The sequence below is a fragment of the Micromonospora alfalfae genome, assembly GCF_022230925.1.
GTDB lineage: Bacteria > Actinomycetota > Actinomycetes > Mycobacteriales > Micromonosporaceae > Micromonospora > Micromonospora alfalfae.
Genome location: NZ_JAKKFH010000021.1, coordinates 23,277 through 43,015, shown reverse-complemented (window position 1 = coordinate 43,015; position 19,739 = coordinate 23,277). Strand labels below are relative to the sequence as shown.

Below are 19,739 nucleotides of genomic sequence, written 5' to 3'. Positions count from 1 at the left end.
GACTTTCTCCCCAAGCCTGTGGATCGCGGGGAAGATCACCATTGCCGTCATCCCCAGAACCTTCAACAGCTCGTGCACAGGTTGATGATGATCGGTGGATAACCTGACGGTCGTCCCCAGGCGTCCACAGCCTCGTACACAGGGTTTCTCCACAGCCTGTGGGTAACTGGCGGAGGACGGACCGTAGTTATCCACCGACGGTGGATAACGAGCTGTGGACAACGAGTGGGGATCGAGGCGGTCACGGCCTCAATGCTGTGGTCTGCACCATGTCGAGAGTCCAGCTACTGACCCAAAAAGAACGCCCGACCGGAGATCCGGTCGGGCGTGTCCTGCGGCTGTGCGCCGCCGCGAGGGCTGTCGTACGCCTCAGCTGTTCTGCTTGATGCGGTTGGTCAGCTCGGCGATCTGGTTGTACAGCGAGCGGCGCTCCGCCATCTGCTGACGAATCTTGCGGTCGGCGTGCATCACAGTGGTGTGGTCGCGGCCACCGAACGCCTGCCCGATCCGGGGCAACGACAGCTCGGTCAACTCCCGACACAGGTACATGGCCACCTGGCGGGCGTTGACCAGCACCCGGGACCTGGACTGGCCGCGCAGATCCTCCAGGCTCACCCCGAAGTAGTCAGCGGTCGAGGCCATGATCTGGTCCGCGTTGATCTCCGGACCGGCGCCGTCGGGCATGAAGTCCCGAAGCACCTCCTCGGCAAGCGACAGCTCGACTGTCGACCGGGTCAGGCTGGCGAACGCGGTCACCCGGATCAGCGCGCCCTCCAGCTCCCGGATCGAGTTCGACACCCGGGAGGCGATGAACTCCAACACGTCCGGCGGGGCGTACATCCGCTCCTGCGCCGCCTTCTTCTGCAGGATCGCGATCCGGGTCTCCAGATCCGGCGGCTGGATGTCGGCCAGCAGCCCCCACTCGAACCGGGTTCGCATCCGGTCCTCGAGGGTCGCGAGCTGGCGCGGCGACCGGTCAGAGGTGATCACGATCTGCTTGTTGGCGTTGTGCAGCGTGTTGAAGGTGTGGAAGAACTCCTCCTGGGTGCGCTCGCGGTTCTCCAGGAACTGGATGTCGTCGATCAACAGGATGTCGACGTCGCGGTAGCGCCGCTGGAACGCGCTGGTCTTGTCGTCCCGGAGCGAGTTGATGAAGTCGTTCGTGAATTCCTCGGTCGAGACGTACCGGACCGAGCGGGCGTTGCCGAGTGTGGTGGCGTAGTGCCCGATGGCGTGCAACAGGTGCGTCTTGCCCAACCCGGAGTGCCCGTAGATGAACAGCGGGTTGTACGCCTTGGCCGGCGACTCCGCCACCGCCACGCTGGCCGCGTGGGCGAAGCGGTTGGACGAGCCGATGACGAACGTCTCAAACATGTACTTCGGGTTGAGCCGGTTGCCGCCGGTGTCGGCACCGGGCAACCGACGGTCGTCGCGGCCACCGGTCCGATGGTCCACGGCGCTGCGACCCGGGCCGCTGTCCGTTCCGCTGTCCCGGGGGAGCGAACGGATCACGTGCTGGTCGCGTGGTGACGCCGAGTCGTCCCGGTAGCGGGGCTCGTAGGGCCGCGTGTCTGGGCCGGGCGGGTCCAGGCGGGCGGCCTGCTCGTCGTAACCGCGCCGGTCCGGACCCGGCCGGGAGGGCCGCAAGGGCTCCGCGAAGGCAGCGCTGAACAGCGCCTCCTGCCCGTCCCTGCTGGCGGGAATCAACCCCGCGCGATGCCCCTCCACAGGCGGCGCGAGCGGCGGACCCGCCGGCGCGGGCAGCGGAGAGGGATCGGGGGTACGCGGCGCGGGTGACTGTTCCCCGATCATCGCGTCGGCCGACGGTCGAGCACCCTGGTCGTCGTCGAACGGCGCGTGGCCCGGGCCGTCGATGTCGAGCTGCCCGGTCTCCGGGGCGCTGCGGTAGACGGTGCCGGCCGGCCGGCCGGTGGCGTCCTCGGCCACCCGAACGGTGACCGCGACCTGGATCGGTCGGCCGAGCCGGCGGGTGAGCGCCTCGGTGATCGCCGGGCGCAGCCGTGACTCGATCACGTCGCGGGTGAACGCGTCCGGAACGGAGAGCAGCGCGGTGTCCTCGACGATCGCTCGCAGCCGGGTCAGTCGGAGATAGGCACGCTGCTGGGCGGAGATGATCTCGTCGGCGAGCTCGTCGGTCGCCGCTAACCACACTGCGGCAAGGTCGGTCGTACCGGCCACCGTCGTGCCACCCCCTCGCTTCTGCTCCCGGCCGCCGCTGTCTGCCAGCCGGCCGTCCCGGGCCCGCTGCGTTCGCGGGTGGAACAACACCCACCCGGACGGTCGACCGGTGGTCATCCACAAGTTATCCACAGCCTGTGTACCGACCGATTGTGGCCGCCGCCGGACGCGGGTGGGACCTGCCCCTGCCTGAACGGGCGCTGAAGCGGGTACACCGTGCCGAACGATTCACTGCCATGTCCGGTCTTGCCTGCGCGACGACCGGAGCTTCCGACGCTCACCGCAATCGGGCACGGTAACAGCGTTGTCCCTGCGCCATCAACCGGCGACGCGGCGGCGCCCTTGTCGGCATCAGCGAAAACCACCCTTCGGCCTCGGGCGCGTCCCGTTGTCCCCTGCTCGGGGTGTTTGACGGTCATTGCCCCCCTGCGTAGGCTGGAACGGCTGCTTTCTCGCCCTCTGCTAGGGTGATGGGTGCTTGCTGTCCGCGGTCGCATCCCCGCAACACCGAGGTCCCGCTCCGCCGGGCAGCACCGATCGTGGGCCACCGTCGAGGTGGCCTGGACCACCACACGACCCCGGCGATCCCGTCGCGCGGGGCGCGTACGAAAACGGAGAGCCTGACGTGAGCAAGCGCACCTACCAGCCGAACAACCGCCGGCGCGCGAAGACCCACGGCTTCCGGCTGCGCATGCGCACCCGTGCCGGCCGTGCCATCCTGTCGAGCCGTCGCGCCAAGGGTCGCACCACCCTGTCGGCCTGAGCCGACCGGGCCGGTCCAGGGGACGTGGGCAGTCGTGCTGGCCGCCGCACAGCGACTGCGGCGCAGTACTGACTTCGCCGCAGCGGTTCGCGGTGGCCGACGCGCCGGACGTGGCGCCGTCGTGGTCCACCTGACCATGCCGGTGACCGTCGACCCCAGCACACCGACCTTGCCGGAGCCGGTACGGGACAACAGTGCGGAGCAGTCGTCCGTGCCGTCCCGTGCCGGCTTCGTCGTGTCCAAGGCGGTCGGCAACGCGGTGACCCGTAACCGGGTCCGGCGCCGACTGCGGGCGCTGGTCCGCGAACGGTTGACCGACCTGCCCGCCGGCAGCACCCTGGTCGTCCGGGCGCTCCCCGCCGCGGCGCAGGCGTCGTACCCTCGGCTCGCCACCGACCTGGACGCCGCCATCGCTGTCGCCCGGTCGCCACGCGAACGGCGGTCCCGATGAGCGGTGCCGAGCAGAGCAGCCCTCGGCCGTCGACAACCGGTGCCAAGGTGCTGATCGCGCCCATCATCGCGTACCGTCGGTGGATAAGTCCGGCACTGCCGGCTCGCTGTCGGTTCTACCCGTCGTGCAGTGCGTACGCCCAGGAGGCTGTCGTTCGGCACGGCGCGCTCCGGGGAGCCGTGCTGGCGGCCCGACGGTTGTTGCGCTGCCACCCCTTTCACCCTGGTGGATATGACCCGGTGCCGGAGCCGGGCGACCGCCGCCGTGCTGATGTGACTGGAGCCCCGAATTGAGTCTGAGTCTCGACTGGATCTACTACGCGATTTCGTGGATCCTGCTGACCTGGCACTCTGCCTGGGACGCCATCGGGGTGCCCGTCGGTGCGGTGATCGGCACCAACTTCGCCTGGATCCTGTCCATCATCTTCCTGGTGGTCACCGTCCGGGTGATCCTGTTCCCGGTCTTCGTCAAGCAGATCAAGTCGCAGCGGGCGATGCAGGCGCTCCAGCCCAAGGTCAAGGAGCTTCAGGAGAAGCACAAGGGTGACCGGGAGACGCTCCAGAAAGAAATGATGGAGCTCTACAAGAAGGAGAAGGCCAACCCGCTGATGGGTTGCCTTCCGATGTTCCTTCAGATCCCGGTCTTCCTGGGCCTCTTCCACGTGCTGCGCCGGCTCGACCCGGACAAGCAGAACAAGACCCTCTACGGCTGGACCGTCGACCAGTTCCAGAGCGCCTCGCAGGCGAAGCTCTTCACCGCCCCGATCGCCGGCAAGTTCGGCTCCACCGCCGACGAGCTGGCCAGCCTCGGCGCCAACGGCAGCACCGTGAAGATCATTGCTGGTGTCCTGGTCCTGGTCATGATCGCCACCACCTACCTGACCAGCCGTCAGATGATCCTGAAGACCGGCTGGGCCGAGGACCCGCAGCAGCGGATGATCCAGCGACTGATGCTCTACGGCATCCCCGCGTCGCTGCTGATCTCCGGTGCGATCTTCCCGATCGGCGTCATCATCTACTGGGTCACCAACAACCTCTTCACCCTCGGCCAGCAGCAGTGGGTGCTGCGGAAGTTCCCGCCGCCGGTGACCGCCAAGAAGGCCGTCGCGCCCGCTGCCAGCCGCAACCCGGTGCAGCCCGCCAAGTCCGGTGGCCTGTTCGGTCGCGGCAAGGCCGCCCCGGCGGCGCCGGTCAAGGCGGCCGCGCCCAAGGTGGCCGGGCCGAAGCCGGGCGCCAAGCCGGCGAACAACCCGAAGAAGAGCCGCCCCGCCAAGCGGCAGGGCTGACCTACGAGGGCCGCCGCCGGACCACCGGCGGCGGCCCGTTCCGCACCGCGCAGCCGCCGTACGGCCGGCGCCGGGCGGAACCGACCGCGCACCGCGCGGCCACGGGCGACACTGCCCGTACAGACGTGCCCGTGGGCACCGGCAACCTCCAGCCGGCCCCGGGAAACCAGTCGGACCCGACGGTCCGGCCGAGCGAGTACGGAGATGAGACCGTGACCGAGACCAGCATCCCCCGCGCCGAGCAGTCCCTGGACGAGGAGGAGACCGCCACGCTCGCGGTGGACGGCGACGACACCGAAGCCGATGACACCGAGGCGGACGACGACACCGACACCGCCGCTGGCACCCGGGTGAAGAAGGCTGTGGGCGAGGGCGACCTGTTCCGGCAGAGCGAGATCGCCGCCGACTACGTCGAGGGCCTGCTCGACATCCTCGACTACGACGGCGACATCGACGAACTCGTCGCCGCTGGCCGTCCGATGGTCGAGGTGGTCGGCGAGCGGCTGCAGAATCTGGTCGGTCAGCGCGGGGCCACCCTGGAGGCACTTCAGGAACTGACCCGCCTTGCCGTCTTCCGGCAGACCGGTACGCCGAGCCGTCTGCTGCTCGACGTCGGTGGCTACCGGGCGAACCGCCGCAAGGAACTCGCCGCGGTCGCCAAGAACGCCGTCGAGAAGGTCAAGGAGTACGGCGAGCCGGTCCGCCTGGAGGCGATGTCCGCGTTCGAGCGCAAGTGCGTGCACGACGTCGTCAACGCCATGTCCGGTGTGGCGAGCGAGTCCGAGGGTGTGGAGCCGAACCGGCGCATCGTCGTACGGCCGGCGGACTGACCGGGTGACCCACGACGACATCACGGCCGATGCCGTGTCCGGCCCGGGCGGCACGCCGCCCGGGCCGTCCGCTGTCCGCCCCGCAACCGTCGACGCTGATGCCGAATCGGCCGGGCGTGACACCGCACCGTCACCGGCTGACGCGGCGTTGCCGCCCGAGCTGGCCCCGGCCGCGCTGACCCTCTTCGGTGACCGTCTCGACCTGGCCGCCGCGTACGCCGAACTGCTCGCCACCGACGGGGTGGTCCGCGGCCTGATCGGCCCCCGGGAGGCACCCCGCATCTGGGACCGGCACCTACTCAACTGTGCTGCTGTCGCGGAGCGGATCCCGTCCGGAGCGACGGTGCTCGACGTCGGCTCCGGCGCTGGTCTGCCGGGCCTCGTCCTGGCCATCGCCCGCCCCGACCTCACTGTCACACTGATCGAGCCGCTGGCCCGGAGGACGTCGTTCCTGATCGAGGTCGTCGAGCGACTCGGTCTGGCCAGATCGGTGCGGGTGTTCCGCGGCCGGGCCGACGAGGCGGCCAGCGGTTCGAGCGGCCGTGAGCCGATCAGCGGAGACGTGGTGACCGCGCGCGCGGTGGCGCCCCTGGATCGGCTCGCGGGCTGGAGCCTTCCACTGGCAGTTCGCGGTGGTCGGCTGCTGGCACTCAAGGGTTCATCCGCCGCAGCCGAGATCGAGGAACACGCCGACGTGGTGGCGCGACTCGGCGGCGGGGAGCCGGCCGTGCAGCTCTGCGGCGTCGGGGTGATCGATCCGCCGACCACTGTCGTGGAGATCGTGCGCGAGCGGATGATCGGCCCGGCCCGCCCGGCGGCCAAGAAGCGCGCCCGGGGTGGACGCTCCCGCCGAAGCTGACACTTCGCGCCATCGGGCTTCCGGCCGGTGGGTTGCCTCGTTGTACCGGTACGGATGGACGAGGGGATGAGAACCCGACGTGGACCGGCCGCGCCCGTCCGCCGTAGGCTGACCGCGCGTCGATAGTGTGGAGCGGGTGACGGACGTCGCGGGTCTCCGACCGCTCCCGCGGGCCGTACGCTCCGGGATGCGGGCGAGGAGGCGGCCAAGTTGACCGGGGCGCGGACCGACCATCCGAAGCGGGCAGGGATGACAGGTGCATGACGACGGCAGGTACGACGATCCACGCGTGACCGGGTCGACCAGCGATCCCGTTTCACGTGAAACCGACTACCCGAGCTGGTCGCCCGGCGCGACCGGGCCATCGACCCGACCTACCGACGGCGATCCGCCGGCAGCGCTCGACCCACCATTGGGTGCCGGGCATCCGGAAAGCTCGGCCATTCCGGAGCCGGCGGGTGGTCGTCGGACGCCGGAGGCGTCGAGTCGACCGGTGAACGCCGCCGAGGTGCGGTCGACCTCGGGTCGCCGCAACACCGCCGCGTCGGTTCGCTTCGAGCCGGCCGTCCCACACCAACCCACTGCGGCGGTTGTTCGGGACGCCGCGCCGGTCGCTTCGACCGATTCGTTGGCCGCCGTGGCGGCCGATCCCACGTACGTTTCACGTGAAACCCCGACGCGCGAAGAGGATGACCCACCGTTGGCTATGGAGGCGATGCGCGCCGTGCAGATCCTGAATCCCAGTGGCGAGGTGACAATGCCTCGGCCGGACCGGACCCGGGTCATGTGCGTCGCCAACCAGAAGGGCGGCGTGGGTAAGACCACCACCACCGTCAACCTTGCGGTGGCGCTCGCCCTGCACGGCAACCGGGTGCTCGTGGTCGACCTCGACCCCCAGGGCAACGCCTCGACCGGGCTCAACGTCCCGCACCACACGGGAATCCCCGACGTGTACGACTGCCTGATCAACAGCGTGCCGCTGGCCGAGGTGGCACAGGCGGTCGACGGCATCCCCAACCTCTGGTGCGTACCCGCGACCATCGACCTGGCCGGCGCGGAGATCGAGCTGGTGTCGGTGGTGGCCCGGGAGTCGCGCCTGGACCGGGCGATCGCCGCCTACCCGGGCGAGTTCGACTACGTCTTCATCGACTGCCCGCCCTCGCTCGGCCTGCTCACCGTCAACGCTCTGGTTGCCGCGCAGGAGGTGCTGATCCCGATTCAGTGCGAGTACTACGCGCTGGAAGGGCTCAACCAGCTGATCAACAACATCAACCTGGTACGCCAGCACCTCAACCCGAAGCTCGATGTCTCCACCATCCTGCTGACCATGTACGACCGTCGTACCCGGTTGGCCGACGCCGTCGAGCAGGACGTCCGGAACCACTTCGGCGACAAGGTTCTCCAGGCGGTCATCCCCCGCAACGTCCGGGTCTCCGAGGCACCGAGTTACGGCCAGTCGGTGATGACCTACGATCCCGGTTCGCGGGGTGCCACGAGTTACTTCGAGGCCGCCCAGGAGATCGCCGAGCGCGGCGTCAAGGAGCCGGTGGGCCGGAATGCGTAGTGCGGAAGAGTCGCTGGGAGGCGTGGCATGAAGAACCGTCCTCGGGGCGGTCTGGGTAGGGGCCTCGGGGCGCTGATCCCAACCGGGCCGGCGCCGGATGCCGCTGGCACCGCGACGGCCGAGCCGGAGAACGAGCACCTGGACGACACGGGCACCGTCGCCGTCGCCGCGGTGCCGGCCGGAGCGCCTGTCCACGAGCCGGAGCCCGTGCTGAGCCCGGTGCCCGGTGCTCGATTCGCCGAGATCCCGGTCGACGCGATCATGCCCAACCCGAAGCAGCCCCGCCAGGTCTTCGACGAGGAGGCGCTGGAGGAGCTGAAGACCTCGATCCAGGAGGTCGGCTTCCTCCAGCCCATCGTCGTCCGACAGCTCGACGACGAGAAGTACGAACTGGTGATGGGCGAGCGGCGCTGGCGGGCCGCCCAGGCGGTGGGGCGGGAGAGCATCCCGGCGATCGTCCGGGACACCCGTGACGACGCGATGCTCCGCGACGCCCTGCTGGAGAACATCCACCGGGCGAACCTGAACCCTCTGGAAGAGGCCGCCGCCTACCAGCAACTGCTGGAGGAGTTCGGGGCCACCCACGAGGAGTTGGCCCGCCGGATCGGCCGGAGTCGCCCGCAGATCTCCAACACGATCCGACTGCTGAACCTGCCCGCACAGGTGCAGCGCCGGGTTGCCGCCGGCATCCTGTCGGCGGGGCACGCCCGCGCCCTGCTGAGCCTCGACGAGGCGGAGGCGCAGGAACAGCTGGCCCTGCGGATCGTGGCCGAGGGACTGTCGGTTCGGGCGACCGAGGAGATCGTCGCCCTGGCGCTCAACGACGGACCGACGAAGGGCCAGGCCGCGAAGCGGCGACCCAAGGCGCACGCGCCGGCCCTGACCGATCTCGCCGATCGGCTGTCCGACCGGTTCGACACCCGCGTGAAGGTGGACATCGGCCGGAGCAAGGGCAAAATCACGATTGAGTTCGCGACGGTGGACGACCTTGAGCGGATCGTCGGGATCATCGGAGTGCAACAGGAGGAGAGCGGGGAGGACTGATTCCGCCCGCTCGCCTACGGCCGCGCTACCCCACCGGGGGCGCGGCCGTTCTGCATCCCGGGGTCGTCGCGGTTTCACGTGAAACAGGCGGCGGACCTGACTCCAAGATCGGGTATGACCCGTGGATGTCGTCATCCTCGGCTCGCCCAACCAGTCAGCCGACCCGAGGTCCCGCTCTGGCAGCAGGAGAAGTGGGCGGGGCGGTGGAGCGGAAGTTCGGTCGGTCGCGTTGGCCGCACGTCGACAGCACAATCCGCTCGCGGCTAGCGGCTCGCGATGACGGGGGGAAATGACGGGGGCGCGATGACGGGCGCGGCGGGCAGCGGGGCGTGGCGATCGGGTCGCCGTGGGCGCGGCGGTGCGCAGCGGTGGGCGACAAGCCCGCGTCGCGAGCGGCTGGTGGAGGAGCGGGCGCAGCGGCGGGCAGCGGACGCGGTGGCTGGCGACCGGCGGCGGCCGCTGGGGTGAGTGCGGGCCTTGAGAGGAACGGATCCTCTACACGCGTCGCAGAAGGCTCCGGGATGGTCCACTCGACCGCAACCACCCCCTGCGCCGATCAAAGCGCCAGGGGACCGCTGAGTGGCGCGAAACGACGTCTCCGTGGTCATCCGCAGGTGGGTCGAGGACCTCGATCGTGGTTAGCCCGCTAGAGCCGCCGCACAGCAACCTGGCGGGAGTCCGCCGGTCCGGGAGACCGCCAGACGGGCCAGACCGCCAGACCGCACGGCGGCCAGACCACCGGACCACCGGACCGCCGGACCACCGGACCACCGGACCGCACGACGGCTAGACCGCCAGACGGCTAGACCGCACCACGGCCAGACCCACGAACTGGATGCACGAGCGGTAGACCCCAGCGCGATATCGGCCCTGGCTCCGGATCGTCTCCGCCACCCGGCGCGGCGGTTTCACGTGAAACCGAGATAGCGGCTCGCTGGCACCGGTCGAACCCTGGGGGCGGAGTGACTGGTCAAGCGGAGTGGCCTCCCTATCCCAGCGATCGACGTTGGTGCTACGGGTCCGATCGACCCCTCACGGGCTTTTCGGAGACATCAGGGGATCCACGCCGCGCGGGTGGGTGTTCTGCTGACACGGTCCGCGAACGCATGCCAACCCGTCACCGTCGACGCGTGCCAGATGAGACAGCGGGAGGTCGTCGGTGGCTGGGGAACCGCGCCGACGGTGGCGCGCGACGCCGGTCGGAGCGCACCCCTCCGATTTCGTCTCCGGTGGCCGTCGACTAGGCCGATTTGGCGGTTCGCGGACAACGACCGACCGGCCGAAAAGTTATCCACACCGGTTGTCCACAGGCACCCCCCGTTTCACGTGAAACAGCGCGTGGGAGCGGGTGTGAGCCTGTGGATGACGGCCTGTGTTCAGGATCTCGGCAGCCTGTGGATATCGCCTCTCGGTGGCCCGCGCGACCACGCGCACCCGGTCGATGACGGGTGCCGATCCGGTGGCCCGGGACCGCTCGAACAGGTAGGGACAGCGGTGCCAGACTCGGTTAGGGTCAGCGTCGTGCACGACAACCCTCCCTCAGTCCCGGACTTCACCCAGTGGCCGTCATTCCCCTTCGAGGGTGACCTCCACGTGAAGCAACTCGATGATCCGGTCCCGGTCGAACCGCCGCGGAAGGGCGAGGGTCTCCGGGAATGCACCGCCTGCAACGCACCCGACGACGCCTACATCTGGGTGGGTGAGCGGTGGCGCGTCCGCGCCATGGACCGGCCCACCGGCCTGCCCATGGTGCTCATCCTGGAATCGCGCACCCACCTCGACCTCGGCGACCTGCCGAACCTGCTGGCCGCCGAGCTGGGGGTGATGACAGTACGTCTGGAGCGGGCCATCCGGTCGCTCGACGGCGTGGCGCGGGTGCACGTCAATCGCTGGGGCGACGGCTCGGCTCATCTGCACATGTGGTTCCTCGCCCGTCCGTACGGCCGGCTTCAACTGCGGGGCACGTTCCTGTCCCTGTGGGACTCGATCCTGCCGCCGATCTCCGAGGCGCAGTGGCGGGAGAACCTGGCGCTCGTCGCGGCCTGGCTCGCCGAGTTTGGTGGCCGCCCGCTCGCCGAGCCGCCCCGTATCCAGTGGCAGGCGCCGTCCAGTCTGCTGGCCCAGTCTGCCGCCGCGGACGCCGCTGCCGCAGCGGAGGCTGCCTCAGCGGCAGCAGCCGGGACGGAGGCCGTCTCGGTCATCGAGGCGGCAGAGGAGATCCCGGAACCGGCGCTCGACTCCACTCCTGATCCGACCGACGCCGACAGCCGGTCCCGGGCCGAACCGGTCGTGGACCCGGACGCTGATGCCGGCTCGACGACGAGCACCGTCACCGACCGCGCTGCTGAACCCGCCCGGTCGGCCACGGTCGGCGGTCCGGCGGTTGAACCCGCTCGGCCGGCGTCCGCCACCAACCTGCCCGGCATCCCGGCTCCCGGCACCCGGGACTCCACCGCCGCAGCATCGGGCAGCGCCGCATTGACTGCGGCCGCCACGGGCAGCACCGTCACGACGGCCACCGACGGACTCCACGTCGGCCTGGCGGAGGTGCCTACCGACAGCCCTCACGGTGTCGGAACGGCGGAGAAGCGCACCGGCCGGGCTCACCTCGGCCCGCCGAGTGGAAGCGCCGGGGAGGCTGATTCCGCCAACCCGGCCGTGTCCGACCCGGCCACCGGGGGCGCCTCCGGAGAGGCCGTCAGCAAGACCGCACCCGGGAAGGACGCCGGCACTCCGGGCCCGGACGCGCGCACCGATGGCACCGACACACCCGACGTAAGCGCGACCCACTGACCTGGAACCGCCAGTGAGGTTGACCCCCGGCAGGCCAACCTCACTGTCGTCCCGTCGGGTTGGCCCGCTCGGCCGTACGGGTTGGCGGGGAGGTCAGTGCTTGGTGAGGCGGGCGGCTGCTCGGGCGACAAGGGTGCCGAGAAGTCGGCCGAAGTCCAGGCCGGCCGCCTGCACAGCGAGCGGAAGCAGTGACGTCTCCGTCATCCCCGGCGAGACGTTGACCTCCAGCACGTGCGGCTGGCCGGCCGCGTCCACGATCACGTCGACGCGGGAGAGATCCCGTAGACCGAGCGCGGTGTGCGCGGCGAGGGCCACGTCAGCGACCGTGGCGGCCACCTCCGGGGCCAGCCGGGCGGGGGCGTGCCAGGTGGTGCGCCCTGCCGTGTAGCGGGCGGCGTAGTCGTACACGCCGTTGCGCGGCACAATCTCCACCGGTGGCAGCGCCTGTGGACCGTCGCCGAGGTCGACGACGGAGACCGCCACATCCATGCCCGGCACGTACCGCTCCACGAGCGCCGTGGAGTAGTACGCGAAGCAGCCGACCATTGCGGCGGGCAGCGCGGCGGCGTCCCGGACCACCGCCCCGCCCAGCCCGGACCCGCCCTGCGCCGGCTTCACCATCAGGGGTACGCCCAGACGGTCGACGATCCGGTCCAGGACGGCGACCGCGCCGAGCTCGGAGAAACGATCGTGCGGGAGCGCCACCCAGTCGGGGGTGGGGATGCCGGCCTCGCGGAGCACCGCCTTGGCGGAAGGCTTGTCCCAGGCGACCCGGGAGGCCCGGGCGTCGCAGCCGACGTACGGGACATCGCACAGATCCAGCACCCCGCGCAGCGAGCCGTCCTCGCCGGTCGCGCCGTGCAGCGCGATCACCACCGCGTCCGGCGGGTCGGCGGCGAGCGACGGCAGCAGCGCTACGTCAGCGTCTCGCAGCTCGGCCTCCACCCCGACGGCGCGCAGCGCGTCGAGCACCCGACGACCGGAGCGCAGCGACACGTCCCGTTCGTAGGAGAGCCCACCCGCGAGCACCACGACGCGCAGGTCGGCCGAGATGGCGGAATCGGTCACGAGGAGGTGCTCGGCGGTCGTACCCATGCCGGCATCATGCCAAGTCGGGCCCGGGCACGTCGGAGCCGGCCCGGCCGCGTCGGCCGGCGGCACCACCCACGGCACCGAAGACCCGGCGCATAGCGATCTCCTGCTCCATCACCCCGGCCAGCCGGCGGACGCCCTCGCGGATCCGGTCCGGCGGCGGGAAGCTGAAGTTGAGCCGCATGGCGTCGGTGCCGGTGCCGTCGGCGTAGAAGCCGGTGCCGGGAACGTAGGCGACCCGGGCGGCGACCGCTCGCGGCATCATGGCCTTCGAATCGAGCCCGTCGGGCAGGCTCGCCCACACGAACAGACCGCCGGCCGGGGTGGTCCAGCTGGTGCCCTCGGGCATCAGGTCGGCCATCGCGTCGAGCAGGGCGTCGCGGCGTTCCCGGTAGACCTCGCGATAGACCTTGAGCTGCTGCCGCCAGGGCATCGTGCTCAGGTAGGTGGCCACCGCGGCCTGGGCGAAGCCGCTGGGGCAGAGGATCTGCGCCTCGCTGGCGATGACCAGTTTGTCGCGGACCGCGTGCGGCGCCAGGATCCAGCCGACCCGCAGCCCGGGGGCGAAGGTCTTGGAGAAGGTGCTGAGGTAGAAGACGCCGTCGCGGCGGCGGGCCCGTAGAGGGGCCGGGGCCTCACCCTCGAACCCCAGTTGGCCGTACGGGTCGTCCTCGACGACGAGCAGGCCGGCGCGCTCGCAGATGTCGAGCACCCGTTCCCGGCGCTCCTCGCTGAGCGTCACGCCGGTCGGGTTCTGGTAGGTGGGGATCGTGTAGAGGAATTTGACCCGCTGGCCCGCGCGGGCCAGGTCGGCGATGGCCGTCTCCAGCGCCTCCGGGATCAGCCCGTCCTCATCCATCGGTACGTGGACGACCTGCGCCTGGGCGGCCTGAAACACGCCGAGCGCACCGACGTACGTAGGTCCCTCGGCGAGCACCACGTCGCCCGGGTCGAGGAAGAGCCGGGCCACCAGGTCCAGCGCCTGCTGCCCGCCCACCGTGACCACGACGTCCTCCGGGGAGGCGCCGCAGGCGGCGTCGATCCCGGAGAGCGACATCACCTCGCAGATCCGCTCGCGCAGCTCGAGGGTGCCCTGACCGATGCCGTACTGAAGGGTGGTCACGCCCTGCTCGGAACCGAGCCGGCCGAGCATCTCGCCGACCGCGTCCAGCGGAAGGGCGGCAATGTACGGTGCGCCACCGGCAAGCGAGACGACCTCCGGACGACTGGCCACCGCGAACAATGCTCGAATCTCGGAGGCGGTCATCCCGCGTACCCGCCGGGCGTACCGGTCGGTGTAGTCGTCGAGTGTCGTGCCGGTCATGACCTCACCTCGATCACTGCTCGAGTGGCTCCCGCCCGGGTACCCCGCACACCGCTGACCATGGCGGCGGACACACCGATTGTCGATCCTAGTCCGCCGGAGTCGTGCTGCCGCCGTGCCGCAGCAGATCGACCACATGGCGGACCGTCCTCGGCGTCCCCCGTTGCGGTGGGCATTCGCGCGTCCCCTCCCGCATCGCCGATCGGCGGCGTACGATCGCTCGTCGGGGGCAGGAAGGCGGCGCTGTCGTTCCATGCCGGTCTCACCACCGAGCCTATTGTGGGGATGCGCCATATGTCGCGACGTCTGGTCAGCCTGACCCTCGACACGTTGGAAGACCTTCCGCGCCCGTGCCGGCAGTGCGTCTACTGGGAGCTCGATCCGGTCTCCGCGGACCGCGCCTGCGCTGCTGGCGACCCGGCCCTGGAGAAGGAGGCATGGGTCTCCCAGACGCTGCTGGAGTGGGGTTCCTGCGGCAAACTCGCGTACGTCGACGGCATGCCGGCCGGCTTCGTGATGTACGCCCCGCCCGCTTACGTGCCCCGGTCGATGGCGTTTCCGACCTCGCCGGTCTCCGCGGACGCGGCACTGCTGATGACAGCCAACGTGGTCGCCGCGTTCTCCGGCGGCGGGTTGGGCCGGATGCTGGTGCAGGGTGTCGCCCGGGATCTGACCAAGCGTGGGATCAAGGCGATCGAGGCGTTCGGCGATGCCAAGTTCGGTGACGCGGACGACCCGGCCGGCGGTTGCGTGGCACCTGTCGACTTCTTCCTCTCCGTGGGCTTCAAGACGGTACGTCCGCATCCGCGCTTCCCTCGGTTGCGTCTTGAGCTGCGCACGGCGCTGAGCTGGAAGTCCGACGTCGAGTACGCGCTGGAGAAGCTGCTCGGGTCGATGAGCCCGGAAACCCTGCTCCGGCCGGTCCGTCCGGCCCCGGCCACCCGCTCCACCAACGGCTGACGCCCGGCGGTGAATCAGTCCACCACAGTGCCGGCGGTCACCACGGCACGCAGTTCGCTGACGTCGAGCGATCCGGTCGGGACGTCTCGTTCGATCGGGTAGTACATCCGCTGCACCGCGGCCACGATCGCCTCCACCACCCGGTCCCGGAACCGGGGGTCGACAAGGTGGGCGCGGTCCGTCGGCGAGGTGAGGTAGCCGACCTCGACCCGGACGGCGGGCATACGCGTCAGTCGCAGCAACTCCCACGTCTTGGCGTGGGTACGGCAGTCCCGCAGCCCGGTGCGGGCGACGATTTCCCGCTGCACCAGCCCGGCCAGGCGTTCACCGGTCGCCGAGGTGACCCCGTTGTCGGTGCCGTAGTGGTAGGTCGCGACGCCCTCCGCATCCGGGTTGGCGTGGCCGTCAAGGTGCAGCGAGATGAAAACGTCGGCGCCGAGCGAGTTGGCGAGCAGGGCCCGGTCGGAGTCCGGCAGGCAACTGTCGGGCGACGGGCCCCGGGTGAGCTGCACCCGCACCCCGGAGGCGGCGAGCCGCCCCTCCAGTCGGCTGGCCAGGTCGTGCACCAGGTCCGCCTCGGTCCAGCGCAGCGAGCCGTCGGGCACCACCATTCCGGGGTCGGTGCCGCCGTGCCCCGGGTCGATGACGACGGTCTTGCCGACCAACGCCGGCCCGGACTGCCGGATCGCGTCGGATTCGCGGAGCCACTGCGGGCGGCCACCGACCACCTTGCGGCCGATGCGGCGGAGCGCGTTCATCGTGTGTGGGCCGCAGGAGCCGTCCGGGGTGAGCCCGACCTCACGTTGGAACTGGGCCACCGCCCGCGACGTCCGGACACCGTAGATCGCGTCCGCGCGGCCCACGTCGTACCCCATCTCCAGCAGTCGCTCCTGTAGCGACCGGACGTCCTCGCCGGTGAGCGGCTCGGGGACCGCGTGGTAGAGGGTGCGGGCGCCGAGCCGCCAACGGGCGGCATCCAGGGCGCGCCAGGTCTCCGCGCCGACCCGGCCGTCCACACTGAGCCCCCGCGACTGCTGGAAGGCGCGGACGGCCCGCTCGGTGTCGAGGTCGAACTCGTCGGTGTGCGGGCCAGCGGCGGCCAGCAGTTCGAGGCCGGTCAGAATGGTACGGATCTCCGTGACCGCGGGTCCCCGGTCACCGGGTCGGATCGGACGCACGCACGACCCCCTCTGCACGACACTGGCTGGCCGGGCGGCCCAGGCTTGAGGCTATGCGTTCCGGGGCGGCGAGGTGGCTGGGGCCGAGAAATCCGTCGACGGTACAGCCGAGAAGACACCGAACCCCGCACCCGGCGAGCGGGTACGGGGTTCGGTTGATGTTTCTGCTGGTCAGAGGGCCGATTCGATGAGCCGGACCAGCTCGCCCTTCGGCTTGGCACCGGCGATCGACTGGACCGGCTGGCCGTTCTTGAAGACGGTGAGCGTCGGCACCGACATCACCCGGTAGGCCCGAGCGGTCTCCGGGTTCTCGTCGATGTTGAGCTTGACGATGGTGACCTGGTCACCCATCTCCCGGGCGATCTCCTCGAGCAGCGGCGACACCTTGCGGCACGGCCCGCACCACTCCGCCCAGAAGTCCACCAGCACCGGCTTGTCGGCCTGCAGCACGTCAGCGACGAAGCTCTTGTCGGTGACCGCCTTGGTTGTTCCCACTATGCCCCTCCTCCGGGATGTGTTCCTTGTTTCAGCTGAGCGTCGCGATGAACCGCTCGGCGTCGAGCGCGGCGGCACAACCGGTGCCGGCCGCGGTGATCGCCTGACGGTAGGTGTGGTCGACCACGTCGCCAGCGGCGAAGACACCGGGCACGTTGGTGCGGGTGCTCGGGGCGTGGACCTTCACGTAGCCCTCGTCGTCCAGCTCGACCTGGCCCTGGAACAGCTCGCTGCGGGGGTCGTGACCGATGGCGACGAAGACGCCGGTCACGTCCATCACCTTGGTCTCGCCGGTGTGCACGTTGCGGACGCGAACGCCGGTGACCTTGCCGTCCTCGCCGAGGATCTCCTCGACGGTGCTGTTCCACTCGACCTTGATCTTCTCGTTGCTCAGCGCCCGGTCGGCCATGATCTTGCTGGCCCGGAACGAATCGCGGCGGTGGATGATGGTCACCGACTCCGCGAAGCGGGTGAGGAAGGTGGCCTCCTCCATCGCCGAGTCGCCGCCACCGACGACCACGATCTGCTGGTTGCGGAAGAAGAACCCGTCACAGGTGGCACACGCGGAGACGCCGTGACCCAGGAATTCCTGCTCACCGGGCACGCCCAGCGGACGCCAGGCCGAACCGGTGGAGAGAATGATGGATCGCGCCCGGTAGGCGGTCTCGCCAACCCAGACGGTGCTCACCGCGCCGGAGCCGGCGTCGCCGGTGTCCACCAGCTCGACCCGGGTCACGTCGTCGGTGAGGAACTCGGCGCCGAACCGCTCGGCCTGCTTGCGCATGTTGTCCATCAGCTCGGGGCCGAGGATGCCGTCGGCGAAGCCGGGGAAGTTTTCCACCTCGGTCGTGGTCATCAGCGCGCCACCGGACTGCACGCCCTCAATGATCAGCGGCTTCAGGTTGGCACGTGCGGCGTAGACCGCCGCTGTGTAGCCGGCCGGCCCGGAGCCGATGATGATCAGGTTGCGGACCTCGTCCACTGCCGTCTCCCGAGTTGTGTGTGTTCGGCGTCGGCGCGAGCACCGATGCTGATCCGAGTCGCCGACGCCTGGGTGGGGCCGGCAGCTGACTTCCAGAACGTCATCGTACGAACCGGGGATTCCCGAGCCGGGCATCCGGTGGGTCAGGTCACGTGGGGGGTCATCGTGCCATTGACCGTGGATTCACCCTACCCGCGCCGAATACCGGCTGTCCGAGCCGGACCCAGGCACTCCGCACTCGGGGCCACTCACCCAGGCCCACCGGGCGCCGGTCGCGTCGGTGAAGTGGATGACCAGCGCCTGATCGCCCTGGAACCGCGCGTAATCGATCACCTCGACCACCAGTGGGGCCGATCCGTGCTCCGTCGCCACACTGGTCAGACAGCTGGTCAGCGCGGCCTCGTCGGTCAGCCGGGCCAGCTGGTCCGACCCGTAGGGAGAGGGACGGCGACCGCCCTCGGCATCCACCTTCGGCTGCTCGCCCGGGGTGTTGCCGGTCGCCCGGCTGGCGGCCGGTGTGCGTGGCGCGTCAGTGTCGTAGGCGTTGCCGAGGGTCTGCGGGGTGTAGTTCGTACCACTGCGCAGTGCCGGCCCGGTGGTGCGGGCCGTCCCGGCCCCCGCGACGCCCTCCGGCGCGCTGGCCGGCTGGTTCATGGCGTTTGTGCGGCCGGAGTCGTCCGACGCCCGCATCGAGAGCTGGTTGAGGCCCAGCGCGACGGCGATGACGGCGATCGCGGCGGCGGCCACTGGTGCGCCGCGGCGGGCCCAGCCGCGCTGGCGGCGGCCCGGACCGGTGGACGCCCAGCGCCCCGACCCGGCGGGCGGGGGGACGGGAGGCCGGCGACCAGCCCCGCCCTGCGTCGGTACGACCAACGGCGTCGCCGCGTCGCCGGCCCGATCGACGCTGGGCGCGCCGACTGGTGCCTCCTCGGTCGAGGTGTCGGTAGTCGGCTCCGCGGAGGCCAACGCGGCCAGGAGGCGGTCGGTGATCGCCGCCGGCATCTCCGGTGACGGCTCGGCCCAGTGGGTCAGATCCGTCCGGACCTCGGTCACGGCGGGGGCCAGCAGCGCGTACGCCTCGGCCCAGGACGGGTCCGCGGAGACCAGTTGGGCGACCTCGTCCTGCTGCGGGGTGCCGTCCAACGCCCCGCCGAGGTAGTCAGCGAGGAGGTCGATGTCGACCTCCCGGAACCCCTCGGTCGTCACGTGTCCTCCTGGTTGGCGTCCCGCCGGTATCGACCTGACCTCGATCCGACGCCCTCCACCGGGCCGGGGTTCCCGGGCGTGACGCCGGGCACTCCCGTGATCGGGGCGGTGGGGTCCGGTCGGGCCGAAGGCGTCGCGACGGTGGCGGGGCGGAGATGCCCGAGCAGCACGGCCAGCCGCGCCCGGCCCCGGGCACACCGGCTCTTCACCGTGCCCTCGGCGACGCCGAGGATGCGGGCGACCTCGGCGACCGGATAGCCCTGTACGTCGACAAGCACCAGCGCGGCGCGTTGCTCAAGGGGCAGCGCGGCGAGCGCCTCGCGGACCACCAGCACGGTGTCGTGGTCCGTTACCGGTGCCGCCGGCTCCAGCCCGCCGGTGCCCGATCCGTCGTCGGCCCGGTTGCCGTGCGGCAGCGGCACTGTGGGGTGCGCCTGCCGTCGTCGGATCCGGTCCAGGCAGGCGTTGACCACGATGCGGTGCAGCCACGTGGTGACGGCGGAGTCGCCGCGGAAGCGGGCCGCCGCCCGATGCGCCGACAGCAGGGCGTCCTGGAGCGCGTCGGCTGCCTCCTCGCGGTCGCCGAGCGTCCGCAGGGCCACCGCCCACAACCGGTCCCGGTGGCGGTGGAACAGTTCGGTGAAGGCGTCCCGGTCTCCGGCGACGTGCGCGCGCAGCAGCTCCAGGTCGCTTGCGGCGGCGCGCCCGTCCATC

18 protein-coding genes and 2 pseudogenes are annotated in these 19,739 nt (G+C 70.6%); 11 read left to right on the top strand and 9 right to left on the bottom strand.

Features of this window, described 5'->3' with window-relative positions:
- Positions 1 to 369: 369 nt before the first annotated feature.
- Both dnaA and MED01_RS36470 read right to left on the bottom strand, forming a co-directional pair.
- Positions 370 to 1,692, bottom strand: a pseudogene (gene dnaA, locus MED01_RS17460) (chromosomal replication initiator protein DnaA); the annotation flags it as partial.
- 182 nt (positions 1,693 to 1,874) lie between these two features.
- A pseudogene (locus MED01_RS36470) lies at positions 1,875 to 2,199 on the bottom strand (chromosomal replication initiator protein DnaA); the annotation flags it as partial.
- 625 nt (positions 2,200 to 2,824) lie between these two features.
- On the opposite strand from MED01_RS36470, the gene rpmH reads away from it, so the two are divergent.
- The 10 genes from rpmH (at position 2,825) to MED01_RS36455 (ending at position 11,788) form a co-directional block, all read left to right on the top strand.
- Entirely contained in the window at positions 2,825 to 2,962 is a 138-nt protein-coding gene (gene rpmH / locus MED01_RS17455) for a 50S ribosomal protein L34 (RefSeq protein WP_007453904.1), read from the top strand.
- A gap of 34 nt (positions 2,963 to 2,996) precedes the next feature.
- Positions 2,997 to 3,413, top strand: a complete 417-nt coding sequence (rnpA, locus tag MED01_RS17450; protein WP_238669634.1) for a ribonuclease P protein component — start codon at positions 2,997 to 2,999, stop codon at positions 3,411 to 3,413.
- Entirely contained in the window at positions 3,410 to 3,706 is a 297-nt protein-coding gene (gene yidD, locus MED01_RS17445; protein ID WP_238669633.1) for a membrane protein insertion efficiency factor YidD, read from the top strand. Before rnpA ends, yidD begins: the two co-directional genes overlap by 4 nt.
- Before the next feature lie 2 nt (positions 3,707 to 3,708).
- Complete coding sequence (gene yidC / locus MED01_RS17440; RefSeq protein ID WP_238669756.1) at positions 3,709 to 4,698, top strand: membrane protein insertase YidC; 990 nt, start codon at positions 3,709 to 3,711, stop codon at positions 4,696 to 4,698.
- Between the two features lie 212 nt (positions 4,699 to 4,910).
- On the top strand, positions 4,911 to 5,528 hold the full coding sequence (locus MED01_RS17435; protein ID WP_091397533.1) for a Jag family protein: 618 nt from the start codon (positions 4,911 to 4,913) through the stop codon (positions 5,526 to 5,528).
- Between the two features lie 4 nt (positions 5,529 to 5,532).
- Positions 5,533 to 6,387, top strand: coding sequence for a 16S rRNA (guanine(527)-N(7))-methyltransferase RsmG (gene rsmG / locus MED01_RS17430; RefSeq protein WP_238669632.1), 855 nt, complete (start codon positions 5,533 to 5,535; stop codon positions 6,385 to 6,387).
- Between the two features lie 256 nt (positions 6,388 to 6,643).
- The gene (locus MED01_RS17425; protein WP_308193499.1) at positions 6,644 to 7,951 is read left to right on the top strand and encodes a ParA family protein; all 1,308 of its coding nucleotides are present in this window, start codon (positions 6,644 to 6,646) and stop codon (positions 7,949 to 7,951) included.
- A gap of 27 nt (positions 7,952 to 7,978) precedes the next feature.
- Complete coding sequence (locus MED01_RS17420) at positions 7,979 to 8,995, top strand: ParB/RepB/Spo0J family partition protein (RefSeq protein WP_238669631.1); 1,017 nt, start codon at positions 7,979 to 7,981, stop codon at positions 8,993 to 8,995.
- Positions 8,996 to 9,271: 276 nt separating this feature from the next.
- A complete protein-coding gene (locus MED01_RS17415) occupies positions 9,272 to 9,463 on the top strand; it encodes a hypothetical protein (RefSeq protein WP_238669630.1) in 192 nt (63 codons plus the stop codon).
- Positions 9,464 to 10,516: 1,053 nt separating this feature from the next.
- Positions 10,517 to 11,788 (top strand): hypothetical protein, encoded by a 1,272-nt coding sequence (locus MED01_RS36455; protein WP_443677139.1) that lies wholly within the window; start codon positions 10,517 to 10,519, stop codon positions 11,786 to 11,788.
- A 93-nt stretch (positions 11,789 to 11,881) separates the two neighbouring features.
- Here MED01_RS36455 and MED01_RS17405 read toward each other — a convergent pair whose 3' ends face one another.
- Both MED01_RS17405 and MED01_RS17400 read right to left on the bottom strand, forming a co-directional pair.
- Entirely contained in the window at positions 11,882 to 12,883 is a 1,002-nt protein-coding gene (locus MED01_RS17405; RefSeq protein ID WP_238669629.1) for a D-alanine--D-alanine ligase family protein, read from the bottom strand.
- 7 nt (positions 12,884 to 12,890) lie between these two features.
- On the bottom strand, positions 12,891 to 14,204 hold the full coding sequence (locus MED01_RS17400) for an aminotransferase-like domain-containing protein (RefSeq protein WP_238669628.1): 1,314 nt from the start codon (positions 14,202 to 14,204) through the stop codon (positions 12,891 to 12,893).
- Positions 14,205 to 14,498: 294 nt separating this feature from the next.
- On the opposite strand from MED01_RS17400, the gene MED01_RS17395 reads away from it, so the two are divergent.
- A complete protein-coding gene (locus MED01_RS17395; RefSeq protein WP_238669627.1) occupies positions 14,499 to 15,164 on the top strand; it encodes a GNAT family N-acetyltransferase in 666 nt (221 codons plus the stop codon).
- Between the two features lie 14 nt (positions 15,165 to 15,178).
- Here the strand turns inward: MED01_RS17395 and MED01_RS17390 are convergent, their stop codons facing one another.
- The 5 genes from MED01_RS17390 to sigM form a co-directional block, all read right to left on the bottom strand.
- Positions 15,179 to 16,342 (bottom strand): N-acetylmuramoyl-L-alanine amidase, encoded by a 1,164-nt coding sequence (locus MED01_RS17390; RefSeq protein WP_238669626.1) that lies wholly within the window; start codon positions 16,340 to 16,342, stop codon positions 15,179 to 15,181.
- Positions 16,343 to 16,513: 171 nt separating this feature from the next.
- Positions 16,514 to 16,837: a thioredoxin gene (trxA, locus tag MED01_RS17385; RefSeq protein ID WP_030331849.1), complete on the bottom strand. Its 324-nt coding sequence runs from the start codon at positions 16,835 to 16,837 to the stop codon at positions 16,514 to 16,516.
- Between the two features lie 31 nt (positions 16,838 to 16,868).
- Positions 16,869 to 17,819, bottom strand: a complete 951-nt coding sequence (gene trxB, locus MED01_RS17380; protein WP_091396582.1) for a thioredoxin-disulfide reductase — start codon at positions 17,817 to 17,819, stop codon at positions 16,869 to 16,871.
- Positions 17,820 to 18,002: 183 nt separating this feature from the next.
- The gene (locus tag MED01_RS17375) at positions 18,003 to 19,025 is read right to left on the bottom strand and encodes an RsmA family anti-sigma factor (protein ID WP_238669625.1); all 1,023 of its coding nucleotides are present in this window, start codon (positions 19,023 to 19,025) and stop codon (positions 18,003 to 18,005) included.
- Positions 19,022 to 19,738 (bottom strand): RNA polymerase sigma factor SigM, encoded by a 717-nt coding sequence (gene sigM, locus MED01_RS17370; RefSeq protein WP_238669624.1) that lies wholly within the window; start codon positions 19,736 to 19,738, stop codon positions 19,022 to 19,024. Before sigM ends, MED01_RS17375 begins: the two co-directional genes overlap by 4 nt.
- Between the last annotated feature and the right edge of the window lies 1 nt (position 19,739).